Origin of the sequence: Flavobacterium sp., assembly GCF_036759525.1 — a bacterium.
Classification (GTDB): Bacteria; Bacteroidota; Bacteroidia; order Flavobacteriales; family Flavobacteriaceae; genus Flavobacterium.
On the sequence record NZ_DAIOUN010000018.1, the window covers coordinates 18,382 to 35,490 of the forward strand.

At 35.4% G+C, this 17,109-nt stretch carries 14 protein-coding genes; 7 read left to right on the top strand and 7 right to left on the bottom strand.

The features are described from left to right. Positions 1-27: 27 nt before the first annotated feature. The 5 genes from porM to topA all read right to left on the bottom strand — a co-directional run bounded on the left by porM (position 28) and on the right by topA (position 7,605). Positions 28-1,584 (bottom strand): type IX secretion system motor protein PorM/GldM, encoded by a 1,557-nt coding sequence (gene porM, locus V7M80_RS11100; protein ID WP_333696132.1) that lies wholly within the window; start codon positions 1,582-1,584, stop codon positions 28-30. Positions 1,585-1,628: 44 nt separating this feature from the next. Next, a complete protein-coding gene (porL, locus tag V7M80_RS11105) occupies positions 1,629-2,261 on the bottom strand; it encodes a type IX secretion system motor protein PorL/GldL (RefSeq protein WP_333696165.1) in 633 nt (210 codons plus the stop codon). Positions 2,262-2,321: 60 nt separating this feature from the next. Beyond that, positions 2,322-3,731 carry a type IX secretion system lipoprotein PorK/GldK gene (porK, locus tag V7M80_RS11110; protein ID WP_333696166.1) on the bottom strand — a complete coding sequence of 470 codons (1,410 nt, stop codon included), beginning with the start codon at positions 3,729-3,731 and terminating at the stop codon, positions 2,322-2,324. Positions 3,732-3,936: 205 nt separating this feature from the next. Continuing rightward, positions 3,937-5,088, bottom strand: coding sequence for a formimidoylglutamase (locus V7M80_RS11115; RefSeq protein ID WP_333696133.1), 1,152 nt, complete (start codon positions 5,086-5,088; stop codon positions 3,937-3,939). A 3-nt stretch (positions 5,089-5,091) separates the two neighbouring features. Then, positions 5,092-7,605, bottom strand: coding sequence for a type I DNA topoisomerase (topA, locus tag V7M80_RS11120; RefSeq protein WP_333696134.1), 2,514 nt, complete (start codon positions 7,603-7,605; stop codon positions 5,092-5,094). 177 nt (positions 7,606-7,782) lie between these two features. Between topA and miaB the strand changes: the two genes are divergently transcribed. From miaB to groL, 7 genes are all read left to right on the top strand, one after another. Continuing rightward, a complete protein-coding gene (miaB, locus tag V7M80_RS11125; protein WP_333696135.1) occupies positions 7,783-9,231 on the top strand; it encodes a tRNA (N6-isopentenyl adenosine(37)-C2)-methylthiotransferase MiaB in 1,449 nt (482 codons plus the stop codon). Between the two features lie 73 nt (positions 9,232-9,304). Beyond that, positions 9,305-10,567, top strand: a complete 1,263-nt coding sequence (locus V7M80_RS11130; RefSeq protein ID WP_333696137.1) for a sigma-54 interaction domain-containing protein — start codon at positions 9,305-9,307, stop codon at positions 10,565-10,567. A 3-nt stretch (positions 10,568-10,570) separates the two neighbouring features. Beyond that, positions 10,571-11,077 carry an LptE family protein gene (locus V7M80_RS11135; RefSeq protein WP_333696139.1) on the top strand — a complete coding sequence of 169 codons (507 nt, stop codon included), beginning with the start codon at positions 10,571-10,573 and terminating at the stop codon, positions 11,075-11,077. A gap of 75 nt (positions 11,078-11,152) precedes the next feature. Then, positions 11,153-12,208, top strand: a complete 1,056-nt coding sequence (locus V7M80_RS11140; RefSeq protein ID WP_333696140.1) for a tetratricopeptide repeat protein — start codon at positions 11,153-11,155, stop codon at positions 12,206-12,208. 1 nt (position 12,209) lies between these two features. After that, complete coding sequence (gene secG, locus V7M80_RS11145) at positions 12,210-12,539, top strand: preprotein translocase subunit SecG (RefSeq protein ID WP_333696142.1); 330 nt, start codon at positions 12,210-12,212, stop codon at positions 12,537-12,539. Positions 12,540-12,675: 136 nt separating this feature from the next. Further along, positions 12,676-12,951 (top strand): co-chaperone GroES, encoded by a 276-nt coding sequence (locus tag V7M80_RS11150; protein WP_026711921.1) that lies wholly within the window; start codon positions 12,676-12,678, stop codon positions 12,949-12,951. 39 nt (positions 12,952-12,990) lie between these two features. Continuing rightward, positions 12,991-14,622, top strand: coding sequence for a chaperonin GroEL (groL, locus tag V7M80_RS11155; protein ID WP_333696145.1), 1,632 nt, complete (start codon positions 12,991-12,993; stop codon positions 14,620-14,622). Positions 14,623-14,731: 109 nt separating this feature from the next. On the opposite strand, the gene V7M80_RS11160 is transcribed toward groL, so the two are convergent. Continuing rightward, on the bottom strand, positions 14,732-15,490 hold the full coding sequence (locus V7M80_RS11160; RefSeq protein ID WP_333696147.1) for a DUF2490 domain-containing protein: 759 nt from the start codon (positions 15,488-15,490) through the stop codon (positions 14,732-14,734). Further along, entirely contained in the window at positions 15,465-17,096 is a 1,632-nt protein-coding gene (locus tag V7M80_RS11165) for a SulP family inorganic anion transporter (RefSeq protein WP_333696148.1), read from the bottom strand. Before V7M80_RS11165 ends, V7M80_RS11160 begins: the two co-directional genes overlap by 26 nt. Positions 17,097-17,109: the final 13 nt, after the last annotated feature.

Below are 17,109 nucleotides of genomic sequence, written 5' to 3' on the forward strand. Positions count from 1 at the left end.
TAAAGAATAAACGCTATTCTATTTTAATTATTGTATTTCGAATACTACTGGAGCCGTTTTAGGCAACCTAATTTCAGAACCTTCTAATCGTACATTGATATCTGTAATTGTAATTATATCACCTCTTGAAGCTCTGGCCATAGCCGCTTCACACTGAGCATTTACTCTATTACCACTTACAATCACAGCTGCTTGACCTGGTGCTTTGAAAGTAAACCCAGTTACAATTAAGTTAACATCAAAATCAAAATCAGGTAATTTAGCTCCAATTTGAGAAACAGCTAAACGTGATTTTTGACCTTTAGCACCGTATAATTCACCTCCGATTGTTCCTACAGGAGCTGGAATCCCTTTGATACGGAATACTTTTTTATCAGAAACTGTAGTATTGTCTGGCAATTTCCCAGTAACATTAATCACTACTTCTGTTCCTTGACCAGGATTCATGTAATAAGACCCAGGCTTAGAACCTTTAGTTAGTCCTGGAGCACTAGCATCAACTTTATCAGCAGAAACACCTGCAAAAGAAATTGTCATTGGGTTAGTTACTCCACGGTAAACAACATTCATCTTATCAGCTGATATAGTTGCTGAGTTTGGCTTAGGAACTACTACATAATTTCCTTTTATAGGTAGCTTTATAATGGAATCACCTTCTTTGAATTGAAATTCACCAGTAATATCTCTCTCTCCAATAGCACCTGCACCAAAAGAAAATAAAGCCTGACCAGCCAACATCTTATCTTCTGATAAAGATGAACCGTTTACAATTACGGCATGAGCTTTTAAATTTGGATCTTTCTTCCCTAATATAATTTTTCCAGTAACAGTTTCACCGGTAAAAAAAGCAGTTTTATCAGGTACAACTATTGCTTCAAAAGCTGATAACGACGCTGCCTTTTTAACACCTTCCAAAAACATCCCAGAAACAATTTCATTTTCTGTAGTTTTTATGTCATTTTGAAGCTGTGTTAATTTAGTTAATGTAGCAATTACAGGAAATCCATTGTAGTTGTAATGCATGTAAGATAAAGTTGTTCCTGCAGTTTTTGATTTTACATCTGCTGTTGAAAACCTTTTATCTAATTTAACTTTGGTTTCTTCAAGTAAATCACTACCTGAAATTTCTTTAACACTTTTAAGGTAAGACTTCATTTTGTCGAGGAATTCTTGACCTTTAGCAGTTAATTTATCACCTTGAAACCACATTTCATCAACCTGATCACCTTTATCCATAGATTCAAATGGTAAGTTTCCATCAGCATCTTTTTCGTAATCCTTAGTTATTTCTTTTTTAATATTTTCAACATACGCATTATATTCGTCAGATAATTTCTTTATCTGATCAACTTTTGCCTTTTTCGCAGCGTACTGACCTGGTTGTTGTTCAGCCTTTTCAGATAATTGATTAAATAAATCGAGGTTATTATTATCAATAATTAAGTTTGAATCCTCTATTTTATTATTTAAAATACCAAAAGCTGAAAGTACTTCTTTTGACATGTTTAATGCCAACATCGCGATGAAAACCAAGTACATCAGGTTAATCATCTTCTGTCTAGGGGTTAATTTTCCTCCTGCCATTTCTAATTAGTTTTGTTAAGTTGTTATAAATTTGATAAAACTAATTATCCTCTATTTCCCATTGCAGACAACATACCACCATAAACATTGTTTAATGATGCGATATTAGCTGTCATTGCTTGCATTTGCTCTTTTAATTTAGCTGCATTTTCTGCAATTTCTTTATTAGCTTCTGCATTTCTAGAAGCACTTTCTAATTGTACTTTGTACAAGCTATTTAAAGACTCCATTTGAGCGGCAGCCATAGACAATTCTTCACTGTATTTTTTCTGACCTGCAATAGAATCTACTGTTGGAGCAATTCCTTTTGCGGCAGATTCAAAATTTTTGATGCTGTTTCCTAAGCTAGCCATTAACTCGCCATCAACTTTAGCTTCTTTCAACATTGCATCTAATTTTTGAGACAATAATCCTTGTGCATCTTTAGGATCTTCTTTTTTACCTTTTTCTTTTGCTACACCACCAGCCAATTCTGGATAAACCAAAGACCAATCTAGTTCTTTGTCAACAGGTTCAAATGCTGATAATGCAAAAATAAATGCTTCAGTTCCTAATCCGGCAATAAGCATTGCACTTGCTCCTGGCCAGTGCATCAATTTGAATAATGCTCCGATGATTACAACTGCTGCTCCAAGACCATAGGCCATGTTCATTACTTTTTTTGGTAGTGCCATAATAAAAAATTTTAGTTAGTTAAGTTAATTAAATATTTAAAGTTGGTTAAATTTAAATTTTGGTTATTTTGCTCTTCCTCTGTTGTTTGCATTTCCGGTTACTTGCGTACCCATATAATCTTGTACGGTTCGGAAACCAATGTAGCTTCTGGCAGAATCGGCATATTCATAATCACGGGTACTTACTTGAAGGAAGTAGGCCACGTCTTTCCATGAACCTCCACGTATTACTTTACGTTTGTTGGTTAAATCCGGAACGTTTGGATTCATGGTTGAAATGTATTCATAAGCAGCAGGGTCATACGATGAATCGGTCCATTCTGAAACATTTCCGGCCATGTTATACAAATTGTAATTATTGGGTTCGTAGGATTTAGCTTCAACTGTGTACAAAGCACCATCTGCAGCATAATCTCCACGGTTTGGTTTGAAGTTTGCTAAATAGCATCCTCTATCGTTTTTAGCATAGTGACTTCCCCAAGGATAAGTAGCAGATTCCAGACCACCTCTTGCTGCATATTCCCATTCAGCTTCAGTAGGTAAACGGAAAGAATTGATAAAATCTCTCTTTTTCTTTTTAGATTTGATATAGGCATTTTTATTCAACGTTCTCCAAGCACAAAATGCTTTTGCTTGTTTCCAAGAAACACCCACTACTGGATAATCACTGTAAGCTTGATGCCAAAAGTAATCGTTATGCATTGGTTCATTGTAAGAGTAAGCAAAATCTTTAATCCATGATGTCGTATCAGGATAAACTCTTACTTTCTCTTTTTTGATAAAATCTGATCTTTTTCCGGTTTTAGCTTTAGCAGCTGCTTGAATATCCATCCAAGTGTAGCTAAATTCCAATTTATTTACATTAATGGTACGTAAACCATTGTAAGATTCTGCCGCAGGCAAATACATAGAATCCATAATTTCTACATAGTACTCATCCGGATATTTAGAAGTATCGGTAATCAATTTAACTTTACGGTTCAATCTTCTACCCGCGAACATATCGTCCTCTGTTCCTATACTATAGTAATTCTCATACATGTATTTGTCGTAAGGAGTCATTTTTTCAGGATCGGCATCTGCAAAAGCATAGTCACCAATACTGCTTCCACCTCTCTTACCGCCACCGGTTCCAGTTGTTTGACCTAGCTCATCTGCATAAATGGCCAATTTCATTCGAATAGTCGAATCTTTAACCCATTCTACAAACTGTCTGTATTCACTGTTGGTGATTTCCGTTTCGTCCATATAGAAAGAACGAACAGTAACTGTTTTGGTAGGTGCATCTTGTACATTAGCTAAATCATCGTCTGATTTACCCATAATAAATGCTCCACCAGGTATGAGAGTCATCCCGTAAGGTTTCTCCGGATGCCATTTTCTACCTTTAACTCCAACAAGCTCTCCTTTGTCGCTTGAACCACAGCCCACTAATAAGACTAAAATTGTTGATAATGTAATGAACTTCTTCATATAAATTTGGGTTATCATGTACTCGAATTTTTAAGGCCGTAAACCTATTTATTATTTTTCTAAAATGCAATTATTTATTTCAATAATTTAAATTTTAACCAAAACTAAAAATTATACTCTAATTTAAAAAGAAAAAAATCGATAAAAAGCTGTTTTTGTCGATGAAATACATGTTTTTACTCAAAATGTAATCTTTTACTTTCAATCATAAGAGGTTCTTTCTTTGTGCTTTCCACCATCTTTCGGGGATATCTTGGTCGCAAGCTCGCAAATAATCCTCATGTGTACATGGCAATAACGCACTTTTTTTTAATTTATTATTAACAGTTGAAATAAATGGAATCTCAATCCACCACCTTTCAGTTTTAGAACTTTTGAAAAAAACCAACTCCATATCATCTATAGGAACAATGTATTTGATGAAATTATTTCGATCCCCTTTAGGGTATTCATTGGACCTAAAATTAACCCCTTCTATAAAATACCAAATAATTTGAGCCGTTAAAACCGCTTCATTCTCGGAATCATTATGACCAAAAATACCAAACAAAGTCACTTTGTCACTTATTCCGGAATATCTAGCCAAGGCACAAATTTCTTTTCCATTGAAACCATTCGGGGTAAATGTAGTAAAATTTGCTGAATCTGAAGATTTTACAGCTGTTAAATCCATAGACACAACATCTGCATCTCTAAAGACTGGTTCTGTGAGAGTTAAATCAGCAGTAACTTCACCCAATCTGTAGGCATCAAAGTATAACTTTTCAATTAAATCTATTTCTTCTTGTGAATTAAAATAAGTTTGAAAACCAATATTGCTATAATTAAATAGATTATTGGGCTCGTTGATAATAATCTTTGACAGAAAAGAATCGTCTGTATGCTTAACTTGATCTTTTCCTAAATCGAATTTTTTATCAATACTTACCAAATTTACCATTTGATCCAAATGGTCATAAGCTCTGTACATTCCATATGTTAAATCTTGAGAGCCTCCAATAATAATAGGTATTACATTTTTTTTAATCAATTCTGCCACAATACTCGAAACAGCATAATAGGTGTCTTCTGGAGTATTTCCTTCTTCAATATTACCTAAATCGGCTATACTAGTCTGCCAATTACCGGGATATAAACTGTAAAATTCTTTTCGAAATGCATCTAAAGTAATTGGTAGCGTTTTGGAACCACCTCTGTTATCCAACACCCCAACGAGGGCAATTTTCACCTTATTAATGTCCGGAAAATCTTCATCTGTATGAAAAACAACTTTACTACTTAATGTTTGAGCATTCCTATTCTTATGAATAAATTCAATTAAATCGGTGGAAAGGGGTGCTAAAAAATCAAATGCCATAGCTTACTTCTTTTTTGCAGGTGTTTTTTTGGTTGTTGATTTTGTAGTTGCTTTTTTAGCTGGTACTTTTTTGGCCGGAGTTTTTTTCTCAATAAGTTCTTGAACCTGGGCTAAAGTCAATTTTTCGGCATCAACGTCTTTATTCAACTCTATCTTTAACTTACCTTTCATAATAACAGACCTTCCCCATCTGGCTTTTTCTACCCGAATACCTTCGGCTTTCCAGTCATGAATAACTTTATCGATTTCCTTTTGTTGTTTTTCCTCAATCAACTCGTTTAAATCCGATTGCGAAAGTTTATCAAAATTGTATTTTTTACTTACATTAATAAACATGCCATTCCATTTAATAAAAGGACCAAATCGCCCAACTCCTTTTTGAATAGGTAATCCGTCATAGGTCCCAATGGGAGCATCGGCTTGGTTCTTTTCATCAATCAATTCTTGAGCTCTTTCCATAGAAACATCCAAGGGATCTTCACCCTTTGGCAATGAAATAAAAGTTTTACCAAAACGAACATACGGACCAAAACGACCATTATTCACTTCTACTTCTTCTCCTTTGTAGGTGCCCAAATTTTTAGGTAATAAAAACAAGTTTAGAGCTTCTTCTAATGTAATGGTTCCAATATTTTGATCGGTTCCCAAACTCGCAAACTGTTTATTGTCATCATCGATATCTCCAATTTGAGCCATAGGGCCAAATTTTCCTAAACGTACCGAAACCGGCTTTCCAGTTTTGGGATCTTTACCTAAAATGCGTTCACCACTTTCTCTATCGGCATTTTCTTCCACATTTTTTACCACTGGATGAAAATGATTGTAAAAATCACGCATCATTTTGGTCCAATCTTCATTTCCTTCTGCAATTTCATCAAAATCTTGTTCTACTTTGGCTGTGAAATTGTAATCTAAAATGGTAGAAAAGTTTTTTACCAAAAAGTCATTTACAATTATACCAATATCAGTTGGCACCAATTTTCCTTTGTCAGAACCTGCATTTTCGGTCAAGACTACTGATTTTATAGTACTTCCTTTTAATGTCAATTGATTGTATTTACGCTCTTGTCCTTCAAAACTTCCTTTTTCTACATAATTTCTGTTGATAATGGTTGAAATAGTTGGAGCATAGGTAGAAGGTCGTCCAATTCCTAATTCTTCCAATTTTTTCACTAAAGAAGCTTCGGTATATCTACTAGCCGGTCTTGAAAAACGTTCTGTTGCGGTGATAGAATTGTTAACCAAACGTTCGTTGATTTTCATCGCAGGCAACATGCCTTCTTGTTCTTCTTCATCGTCATCATTTCCTTCTAAGTAAACTTTGAGAAAACCTTCAAATTTGATAACTTCTCCAGATGCAGCAAAATATTCGCTATGATTGTTGGCTTCAATTTTTACATTGGTTCGTTCTAATTCGGCATCACTCATTTGTGAAGCTAAGGTTCTTTTCCAAATCAAATCATACAATCGAGCTTGATCTCTATCTATATTTAAGATATGCTTTGACATATCTGTTGGACGAATGGCTTCGTGAGCTTCTTGTGCTCCTTTGGCTTTGCTGGTAAAAGTTCTGGGCTTACTAAATTCTTTACCATACGAACGGGTAATTTCGGCTTGTGCAGCGGCCATAGCTTCTTGTGAAAGATTCACACTATCCGTTCTCATATAGGTGATGTATCCGGCTTCATACAATCGCTGAGCAATTTGCATCGTAATTCCTACCGGGAGATATAATTTTCGAGCTGCCTCTTGTTGTAATGTAGAAGTTGTAAACGGAGCGGCAGGTGATTTTTTGGTTGGTTTTGTTTCCAAATCCGATACCTTATATGTAGAACCGATATTTTGTTGCAGAAAATCTTCGGCTTCTTTTTGGGTTGAAAAATTCTTTGGCAATTTAGCTTTGAATGTTTTACCGGCTTCGTTGGAGAATTCGGCTATAACTGAATAAGAGGCTTGTGGTTTAAAATCCTGAATTTCTCTCTCTCTTTCTACAATCAATCGAACAGAAACGGATTGTACACGTCCGGCAGACAAACCTCCTTTAACTTTTTTCCACAAAACCGGAGATAATTCATACCCAACCAATCGGTCTAAAACTCTTCGGGCTTGTTGGGCATTTACTAAATTATAATCGATTCCTCTCGGATTTTCGATAGCCTTTTGAATGGCTGATTTAGTGATTTCATGAAAAACAATACGTTTGGTCTTTTTGGGATCCAATTTTAATTCTTCTGCCAAATGCCAAGAAATGGCTTCTCCCTCTCGGTCTTCATCACTCGCCAACCAAACCGTTTCGGCATTTTTGGCTAACGATTTTAGTTTGCTCACCAAGGCTTTTTTATCAGCAGAAACTTCATATTTGGGTTTGAAATCTCTTTCTACATCCACCCCGATTTCTTTTGAAGGTAAATCGGCAATGTGCCCATAACTGGACTCTACCTGATAATCGCTTCCAAGAAATTTTTCGATGGTTTTTGCTTTTGCCGGTGACTCAACGATAACTAAATTCTTTGCCATGTACGTATTTGTTTGGCAACAAAAGTATGGTTTTTTTTTAATTTTTAATTTTTGGAAACTAAATTCAAAGAAATAAGTACCGTTTTGAACCCTAATTTTGTTAAACAACCACTGCCATCTTGTCATATTTTCAATTTTAGTATTATCTTTGCAGACTGATTTCAGATAAAATCGATTATGGAGAAGATCATAGAAGAAAACAAGCAAGGAACCAGCTTAGTTTTAGCACAAAAAGAAGGCAATACAAAAAAGCTATTTATTGAAAGTTACGGCTGTCAGATGAATTTTTCTGATAGTGAAATCGTGGCTTCCATTTTGCATGAACAAGGGTATAATACCACACAAAACTTGGAAGAAGCCGATTTGGTTTTGGTGAATACCTGTTCCATTCGTGACAAAGCCGAGCAAACGGTTCGCAAGCGACTGGAAAAATACAATGCGGTTAAAAAAATCAATCCAACCATGAAAGTAGGCGTTTTGGGTTGTATGGCCGAGCGTTTGAAAAGTCAATTTTTGGAGGAAGAAAAAATTGTAGATATGGTGGTTGGTCCGGATGCCTACAAAGACATTCCAAACTTATTAAAAGAAGTAGAAGAAGGTCGAGACGCCATCAACGTGATTTTATCTAAAGAAGAAACCTACGGCGATATTTCTCCGGTTCGATTGAATAGCAATGGTGTGAATGCGTTTGTTTCCATCACACGTGGTTGCGATAATATGTGTACATTTTGTGTGGTTCCGTTCACTCGCGGTCGCGAAAGAAGTCGTGAACCCCAAAGTATTTTGGAAGAAATCAAAGATTTATATGATAGAGGTTTCAAAGAGGTAACTCTTTTAGGACAAAATGTAGACAGCTATTTATGGTATGGCGGCGGTTTGAAAAAAGATTTTGACAAAGCCACCGATATGCAAAAAGCCACCGCAGTTGATTTTGCTCAATTGCTTGAAATGTGTGCAGTGCAATTCCCGAAAATGCGTTTTCGTTTTTCTACTTCCAATCCGCAAGATATGCATGTGGAAGTGATTGAAATTATGGCCAAATATCATAACATTTGCAAATACATTCATTTACCGGTTCAGAGTGGAAGTACCCGAATCCTTAGAGAAATGTACCGTCAACATACCCGTGAAGAATACATGGCGTTGGTGGACAAAATATATGAAATCATTCCGGATATTTCGCTTTCGCAAGATATGATTTCCGGTTTCCCAACTGAAACAGAAGAAGACCATCAAGATACATTAAGTTTGATGGAATATGTGAAATACGATTTCGGATTTATGTTTGCCTATTCAGAGCGTCCCGGAACATTAGCAGCCCGAAAAATGGTGGATGATGTGCCGGAAGAAGTTAAGAAAAGACGTTTAAATGAAATCATCGACTTGCAACAAAAATTAGGCCTAGAAAGAACCAAACGCTTTGTTGGACAGGAAGTTGAAGTTTTAATTGAAAAAGAATCGAAACGTTCCACCGAACATTGGAGCGGCAGAAACTCGCAAAACACCGTAGTGGTTTTTCCAAAAGAAAATTACAAAGTGGGCGATTTTGTAATGGTAAAAATCAACGATTGTACCGCAGCGACATTAATTGGAGAAGCGGTTGGTTATTCGGAAATAATGCAATAATTTTTGATTCAGGTTTCAAGTTTCAGGTTAACACCTCAACTTGAAACCTGAAACTTGAAACTTGAAACAAATCATGGAATCCGTACAAGCAATAAAACAACGATTTGAAATCATCGGAAATGATCCGAAACTCAATCGTGCGATAGAAAAAGCCATTCAGGTGGCTCCAACCGATATTTCGGTTTTGGTAACCGGTGAAAGTGGTGTGGGAAAAGAAAGTATTCCAAAGATTATTCATTCGCTTTCGCACCGAAAGCACGGAAAATACATCGCTGTTAACTGTGGAGCCATTCCTGAAGGAACTATTGATAGTGAGCTGTTTGGTCACGAAAAAGGAGCATTTACCGGGGCAACCGGAGCTCGTGATGGTTATTTTGAAGTAGCCGATGGCGGAACTATTTTTTTGGATGAAGTGGGTGAATTACCTTTAACTACTCAAGTTCGTTTACTTCGTGTATTGGAAAATGGCGAATTTATTAAAGTAGGTTCATCGCAAGTACAAAAAACAAATGTTCGCATTGTGGCGGCTACCAACGTTAATATGTTTGATGCCATTGAAAAAGGAAAATTCCGTGAAGATTTATATTATCGTTTGAGTACCGTTGAGATTACGCTTCCTCCTTTAAGAGACCGTAAAGAGGATATTCATTTGTTATTTAGAAAATTTGCCGCCGATTTTAGTCAGAAATACAAAATGCCGCCCATAAAGTTAGAAGATAATGCAGTGGACTTATTATTGAAATATCGCTGGAGCGGAAATATTCGTCAACTGCGAAATATTGCTGAACAAATTTCGGTTTTAGAAACCCATCGCAACATTTCGTACCAAACCTTATATAGTTATTTGCCACAAGAAGGTTCAAATCTTCCGGCAGTTATCAAAGATAAAAAAGTCGAAAGTGACTTTAGTAACGAACGAGAAATCTTGTACAAAGTACTTTTTGACATGAAAAGTGATTTGAATGATTTGAAAAAACTTACGTTAGAATTAATGCAAAACGGGAGTGCCAAAGTACAAGAAACAAACAAAAATTTGATTCAAAAAATTTACGGCAGCAAAGAGGAAAATGAAATTCCGTTTGAGGAACCTCGAATGAATGTCATTCCGGCTCAACCAATTCCTGATCAAGAAGAATTTGAAGACGATGACGATGATCAAGACTATCTTTTTGCCGAAACAGTGGAAGAAGAAGAAACCTTGCGTTTGGATGCCAAAGAAATTGAACTCATCAAAAAAGCATTGGAACGCAACAAAGGAAAACGCAAAGCTGCAGCCGATGAGTTAGGTATTTCGGAGCGTACTTTATATCGAAAAATTAAACAATTTGATTTGTAAACCATGAAGAGAATTTTGATCATCACGTTGCTATTTGTATCAACTTTTATCACAAACAGTTGCAAGTATTATAATTTCACCGGAACCGGAAAAATTGACGCAAAAACGTTTCAGGTAAATTATTTTCAGAATAATGCCGAATTGATAGAGCCCGGTATTGAACGTGATTTCACCTTAGCTCTTCAAGATTTAATTCAAAACCAAACCAATTTAAATTTGGTTACATCTGGTGGAGATTTAAGATACGAAGGAGAAATTACAGGATTTAGAATATCTCCCATGACAGCAACAGCCGATCAAAGAACAGCTCAAAACAGACTAACGTTTACGGTAAATGTTCGTTTCACCAATATGAAAAAAGAAGAAGATAACTTTGAAAAACCTTTTTCATTTTTCTATGATTATCCCGCAAATAATCAATTAGTTGGAGCTACTCTGGCCGCTGCAAAACAAGAGATTTTTGAACGTATCACGCAAGATATTTTTAATGAGTCCTTAGCTAAATGGTAGATTTTCAATAAAAATCATCTTTAATTGTTAATTTTTTCTAACTTTATACAGTGAATTGCCGTTTAACTTATCCCCTTGAATAGTACAGAATACACATATTTACTCAACAATCCAAGTGCTGTTTCAGAAAAGCAATCTAAAGCTTTGGAAACAGTGGTTGAAAGTTTCCCTTACTTTCAAAGTGCCAGAGCACTTTATCTGAAAGGCTTGTACAATCAGGATAGTTATAAATACAACTTTGTACTCAAACAAACAGCTGCACATACGACAGACCGTAATGTACTTTTTGATTTTATAACTTCAGATGAGTTTACTGTAATTGAAAAGGACATTTACGAAAAAAAGTTAGCTCTTTTATTAGATATTGATGTTGTTGACAGTAAAGTTGAATCTAAGGATATAGCGGGAATTCAAAATTTATCCGATTTAAAAGTAATCCCTACTGTTGAATTTGAATCGAGTGAAGTAGAATTTGTAAAAATTAAAAATACAGAAGAGTCTGAGATTACGATAACCACTCCTGAACACGCTGAAGAAAAGATAGAATCTGACATCCCATCTGAATTAATTTCGCCTTCCGAGTCAAGTGAAACAAAATCAGAAAATGAATCATCAACACCTGAAATAGAAATTGCAGACACAGTTGACAATCTCCTTGACTCTGATTTAAAAATTGAAGAAAAACTGGAAATCGGCAAACCTATTGAATTTTCACCTAACGAAAAACATTCATTTCAAGAATGGCTGCAATTAGCTAGTTTCAAACCCATAGAGCGAAAAACAGATACTAATGAGCCTCTTGAAGTACAAAAAGAAGATACAATAACAGATATTGCTCCTATAAAAGAGTCATTAAAACAAAAAAAATTAGAAATTATTGACAAATTTATTGAGAGTAATCCAAAAATTACCCCAGCAAAAGAAGTCGTTGAAACCGCCTCAAAGCCCATTGAAATCGGTGATACTTCCCATTTAATGACTGAAACTTTGGCCCGTGTATACTTAGAACAAAAAAAATATAGTAAAGCAATTCAAGCTTATGAAATATTAATTTTGAAATATCCGGAAAAAAGTATTTTCTTTGCAGACCGAATTAAAGACATCAAAATTTTACAACAAAATAATCAATAACATGGGATTTTCAGTTTTTTTAGTTTTAATAACAATCGTTTGTTTTTTACTTATCGTAGTAATTATGGTTCAAAACCCTAAAGGTGGTGGTTTATCATCTACATTTGGGAATTCACAACAAATTGGTGGAGTTCAAAAAACTACAGATTTTTTAGATAAAAGTACTTGGACTTTGGGAATCATTCTAATTGCCTTGATTTTATTTTCAAGCTTGGCTTTTAATGATTCAAATGACACAATCAAAATTGATAAAAGCAATGTGCCCGTTGCAACAGAAGCAACAACGCCGTCTGCTCCATCAGCGACTCCTACAACGGAAGAAAATAAATAAAAATACATACCAAACCAAAATCCCGAGCAATCGGGATTTTTTTTTGACTCAACTGAAAAAATGTCAGTTCCATTCAATTGGCATAATTTCTGACTCATCGAAAACGTCAAACTTAATTTAATAAAACAAAATAATTATGTCAGTAAACATTAAACCCCTTTCAGACCGCGTTTTAGTAGAACCGGCTCCTGCCGAAACTACCACAGCATCAGGAATCATTATCCCTGACACTGCAAAAGAAAAACCACAAAGAGGAACTGTTGTTGCCGTTGGAAACGGAAAAAAAGACCACACCATGACCGTAAAAGTGGGTGACACGGTTTTATATGGAAAATATGCCGGAACCGAATTAAAATTAGACGGCAAAGATTACCTTATCATGAGAGAAGACGATATTTTAGCTATCGTGTAATGACAAACTGAATATTCAAATTATTTAAAATTTAAAAAAATGGCAAAAGATATTAAATTCGACATTGAAGCACGTGATGGTTTAAAACGTGGAGTTGATGCATTAGCAAACGCAGTAAAAGTAACCTTAGGACCTAAAGGTCGTAATGTAACCATTAGTAAATCATTTGGTGGACCAACCGTAACCAAAGACGGTGTAACGGTTGCTAAAGAAGTAGAACTGAAAGATGCTCTTGAAAATATGGGAGCACAAATGGTAAAAGAAGTAGCTTCTAAAACTAATGATTTAGCAGGAGATGGTACAACAACTGCTACCGTTTTAGCTCAAGCCATCGTAAAAGAAGGTTTGAAAAACGTGGCCGCTGGTGCAAATCCGATGGATTTAAAAAGAGGAATTGACAAATCAGTTGAAGCTATTGTTGCTGAATTAGGTAAACAAGCTAAAGAAGTAGGTAGCTCAACCGAAAAAATTAAACAAGTTGCATCTATTTCGGCTAATAATGATGAAGTGATTGGCGAATTAATTGCCACAGCTTTCGGAAAAGTTGGGAAAGAAGGTGTTATTACTGTAGAAGAAGCTAAAGGAACGGATACTTACGTAGATGTGGTAGAAGGAATGCAATTTGACAGAGGGTATTTATCGCCTTACTTTGTTACCAATCCTGAGAAAATGAATGTGGAGTTAGAAAATCCATACATTTTATTATATGATAAAAAAGTTTCTTCTTTAAAGGAATTGTTACCTGTTTTAGAACCGGTAGCTCAATCCGGAAAACCATTATTGATTATTGCTGAGGATGTGGATGGCGAGGCTCTTTCTACTTTAGTAGTAAATAAATTACGCGGAGCCTTAAAAATTGCTGCAGTAAAAGCTCCAGGTTTTGGTGACAGAAGAAAAGCGATGTTGGAAGATATTGCCATCTTAACCGGAGGAACTGTAATTGCAGAAGAGAGTGGTTATACATTAGAAAATGCTACTTTACAAATGTTAGGAACAGCAGAAAAAGTAGCTATCGATAAAGACAATACTACCATTGTAAACGGAGCCGGAAATGGTGATTTGATTAAAAATCGTGTGAACCAAATCAAAGCTCAAATGGAAACCACTACGTCTGATTATGACCGTGAAAAATTACAAGAACGTTTGGCAAAATTAGCCGGAGGTGTTGCAGTTTTATACGTTGGTGCTGCTTCTGAAGTAGAAATGAAAGAGAAAAAAGATCGTGTAGATGATGCCTTACACGCAACCAGAGCCGCTGTTGAAGAAGGAATTGTTGCCGGTGGTGGTGTAGCATTATTGAGAGCAAAAGCGGTTTTAGCCAACTTAAAAGCTGATAATGCTGACGAGGCAACCGGAATTCAAATTGTTTCTCGTGCAGTAGAAGCTCCATTGCGAACCATTGTTGAAAATGCCGGATTAGAAGGATCTGTTGTTGTTGCAAAAGTTGCTGAAGGTAAAGGTGATTTTGGTTACAATGCCAAATCGGATGAATATGTAGATATGCTAAAAGCCGGAATTATTGACCCGAAAAAAGTAACCCGTGTAGCTTTGGAAAACGCGGCTTCAGTTGCCGGAATGATTTTAACTACCGAATGTGCTTTAGTGGAAATCAAGGAAGAAAACGCCGGAGGTGGTATGCCAATGGGTGGTGGAATGCCGGGGATGATGTAATTAAGTTAGTGATTAGTTACTAGTAATTAGTGATTAGTCTAATCTCAAAATAAAAAATCCGTCTTGAAGAAATTCTTGACGGATTTTGCTTTTGATGATGAAAACGAAACTATTTTCGCCAATCAAAATTAGTTACATAACTCAATCGAAGAGTTGGATTATCTTCTTGAAGTGTATTGGCAAAATTCAAAATATGTTGCTGAATATAGCAAAGTTGTAGTTGATGATTTTTATCAAAATTATACCCAAAACCAGCAATAATGCGGTTTTGATTTAATAAAGTTTTACCGGCATTGGATCCTAAATTTAAAAAGACCTCATCACCTAAAATACCAAATAATTGGGTTTCATTTGCTTTCTTTAGCAATGGATAATTGAATAAAAGCATATACCGTAATCGGTTGCGGTATTCGTAATGATCTATTTCAAAATCTCCATTAGTTTGTTGTATTGCAATGCCAACATAACGAAATTCATCACGTAAACGATGCGTCGTTTTAAGGTTTCCGTTTTGATGAACAAATGTTCCTTGAATCCAAAAATGGTCTTCGGGGGTGTTTATTCTATTCAAAGACGGATTTCCATATACATACGTGTTGTAATGACTATACCCGACACTTCCGGAGAAGCTTTTTGTAATTTGATAATCAAAAGAAGGGCGAATAAAGTATTGTTGCTTTTCAGAAAATCCATTGGCATAACGCATGGTTGCTTCAAATGAAAAAGATAATTTTTCAGTTAACTTATTTCTCCCAAAATAATGCAACCATACATTTTTATGGGATGTTTTCACCTGTGCGTAACTTGTTGTGTATAAAAACCCAAAAAGAAACAAAATACATCTATATACTACTATTCTCTGTTTCATGCTGTATGACCATTTTGTTTTTTCTGGATGACAACGGATGATTGGATAACGATTGATGATTTTCCAAGCCTCTTATCACCACTGTTCCTCCATTCGTTTCATAATCATGTTTGAAACGTTCTAAATTTTCCATTACAGAATGATCTACTAGTTTAGTTTTTTTAAGGTCAATTGTCACATTAAATCCGTATGGAATAGCTTCTAATTTGCTTTTAACTCCCAAAAAGTTAGTAAAAATAGCGGCTTTATTTATCTCAACCAAATAATTATCCCCTTCAAATGACACGATGGTTGGAGCTTTAAATAAGGATGAAATTGGTGTCCCGTTTATCAAGTGAATGATAATTTTCAATACCATTCCGGCAGCAATTCCTACTAATAAATCTTCAAATAAGGTAAAGAAGATGGTCACTAAGAAAATAGCCAATTGTTCCTTGCCGATTTTAAATGTATGAATGAATTCTTTTGGATGTGCCAATTTAATGCCTACTGTAATTAACATAGCAGCCAGAGCAGCATTGGGAATCATTTCTAATATTGGTGTTGCCAATAATACAAATAGCAAGATGAAAAAGCCGTGAAAAAAGTTAGCCCAACGGGTTTTTGCTCCGTTATTTACATTGGATGACGAACGTGCCACTTCTGAAATCATGGGTAATCCCCCTAAAAACGCAGCAATTGTGTTCCCTATTCCAACAGCAATCAAATCATTGTTCATGTTTGATTTTCGTTTATATGGGTCCATTAAATCTATCGCCTTTACAGTGAGTAAAGACTCCAATGTACCAACCAAAGCAAACATGATAACATATTTTATAAACAATCCGGTTTGTGAAATCCCGGCAAAACTGGCATTAATATTTAAATTATCAACCAAACTGCCAATTTTTACTAAAGCATAAGGCGGTTCGGTATGAGCAAAATCCATAAACAATTCACAAGGAATGGCAAATAAAAGTACAACCAATGGTGCCGGAATCATTTTGATGGTTTTGTTTTTAATATAAGGCCATCCCATCATAATTGCTAAACTCACTATACCAATAATTGAAGCTTTTGCGTCTAGATTCATTATAAATTTTGGTATATTCATTAATAATTCAATTGGCCCTAAACCTTTTGCTAAAGCCGGATTATCATTCAATAAAACCGGAATTTGTTTGGCAATAATAATAATTCCAATAGCTGCTAACATCCCATGAATAGCTGAAAGTGGAAAAAAGTCGGCTAGTTTACCCAATTTTAATATTCCGAATAAAATTTGAATTACTCCTGCAACAACCATGGCTCCTAAAGCAAGTTTCCAACCCAATTGATTGTCACCTTGACCAAACTCAGCAACAGCTCCGGCAACAATTACAATTAAACCGGCAGCAGGACCTTTGATGGTTAAACGAGATCCCATAAAAAAAGACACAACGATGCCCCCAATTATGGCTGTAATTAAACCCATTATAGGGGGAAAATCAGAAGCTTTAGCAATACCTAAACTTAAAGGTAAAGCCAATAAAAACACAATAAAACCGGAAATAGCATCAGTTTTAAAATTCTCTTTTAATCCTGCCAATCCATCAGCAGGAACATATTTATTTATAGTTGATTTCATGTTTATTTTAAAA

Excerpts from the sequence above, each read along its gene's own strand:
- porM (WP_333696132.1), bottom strand. The coding sequence starts at position 1,584 with ATGGCAGGAGGAAAATTAACCCCTAGACAGAAGATGATTAACCTGATG.
- porK (WP_333696166.1), bottom strand. The coding sequence starts at position 3,731 with ATGAAGAAGTTCATTACATTATCAACAATTTTAGTCTTATTAGTGGGC.
- V7M80_RS11115 (WP_333696133.1), bottom strand. The coding sequence starts at position 5,088 with ATGGCATTTGATTTTTTAGCACCCCTTTCCACCGATTTAATTGAATTT.
- topA (WP_333696134.1), bottom strand. The coding sequence starts at position 7,605 with ATGGCAAAGAATTTAGTTATCGTTGAGTCACCGGCAAAAGCAAAAACC.
- miaB (WP_333696135.1), top strand. The coding sequence starts at position 7,783 with ATGGAGAAGATCATAGAAGAAAACAAGCAAGGAACCAGCTTAGTTTTA.
- V7M80_RS11130 (WP_333696137.1), top strand. The coding sequence starts at position 9,305 with ATGGAATCCGTACAAGCAATAAAACAACGATTTGAAATCATCGGAAAT.
- V7M80_RS11135 (WP_333696139.1), top strand. The coding sequence starts at position 10,571 with ATGAAGAGAATTTTGATCATCACGTTGCTATTTGTATCAACTTTTATC.
- secG (WP_333696142.1), top strand. The coding sequence starts at position 12,210 with ATGGGATTTTCAGTTTTTTTAGTTTTAATAACAATCGTTTGTTTTTTA.
- V7M80_RS11150 (WP_026711921.1), top strand. The coding sequence starts at position 12,676 with ATGTCAGTAAACATTAAACCCCTTTCAGACCGCGTTTTAGTAGAACCG.
- groL (WP_333696145.1), top strand. The coding sequence starts at position 12,991 with ATGGCAAAAGATATTAAATTCGACATTGAAGCACGTGATGGTTTAAAA.
- V7M80_RS11160 (WP_333696147.1), bottom strand. The coding sequence starts at position 15,490 with ATGAAACAGAGAATAGTAGTATATAGATGTATTTTGTTTCTTTTTGGG.
- V7M80_RS11165 (WP_333696148.1), bottom strand. The coding sequence starts at position 17,096 with ATGAAATCAACTATAAATAAATATGTTCCTGCTGATGGATTGGCAGGA.